This window comes from Taklimakanibacter deserti, from assembly GCA_003574785.1.
On record QORU01000048.1, the window covers coordinates 1 to 808 of the forward strand.

Genomic DNA, 808 nt, shown 5'->3' on the forward strand with positions numbered 1-808 from the left:
ATCGCTGTTCCACGTATCCGTGACTTCCGCGGTTTAAATGCGAAGTCATTCGACGGTCGTGGTAATTACAGTATGGGTGTTCGTGAACAAATCATTTTCCCAGAAATCGACTATGATAAAGTAGATCGTGTACGTGGTTTAGATATTACTATCACCACAACTGCGAAAAGCGATGAAGAAGGCCAAGCTTTATTAGCTGCTTTCAATTTCCCATTCCGTAAATAAGGTAGGTTATCGTGGCAAAACAATCAATGATTGTACGTGATGTTAAACGTGCTAAATTAGCTGATAAATTCTACGCTAAACGTGAAGAATTAAAGAAAATCATCTCTGATGCAAATTCTTCAGACGAAGATCGTTGGGCGGCAGTGTTAAAACTACAAACACTTCCGCGCGATTCAAGTCCTAGCCGTCAGCGTAACCGTTGCCGCCAAACTGGTCGTCCACACGGTGTACTTCGTAAGTTTGGTTTAAGCCGTATTAAGGTACGTGAAGCTGCAATGCGCGGTGAAATTCCAGGCCTTAAGAAAGCAAGCTGGTAATAACCTCTTTTAATTTGGAATCATGGGAGTAAATACATGAGCATGCAAGATCCAATCGCAGATATGCTGACCCGTATTCGTAACGGTCAAGCTGCGAATAAAGTTGCAATCAGTATGCCTTCATCTAAGTTAAAAGTTGCTATTGCAAGCGTTTTAGCTGAAGAAGGTTATGTTGAGAGCTTCAAAATTGTTGAAGGTTCTAAACCTGAATTGGAAATCACTTTAAAATATTTCCAAAACAAACCGGTTGTAGAAAGTATCCAACG

General features: G+C 40.8%; 2 protein-coding genes and 1 pseudogene. All 3 read left to right on the forward strand.

The window, feature by feature from the left end:
- Positions 1-225: pseudogene (locus DS839_RS35830) on the forward strand (50S ribosomal protein L5); the annotation flags it as partial.
- An 11-nt stretch (positions 226-236) separates the two neighbouring features.
- A complete protein-coding gene (gene rpsN, locus DS839_RS35835; RefSeq protein ID WP_005599304.1) occupies positions 237-542 on the forward strand; it encodes a 30S ribosomal protein S14 in 306 nt (101 codons plus the stop codon).
- Positions 543-578: 36 nt separating this feature from the next.
- The coding region (gene rpsH, locus DS839_RS35840) for a 30S ribosomal protein S8 (RefSeq protein WP_119275352.1) at positions 579-808 on the forward strand (230 nt) is incomplete at its 3' end.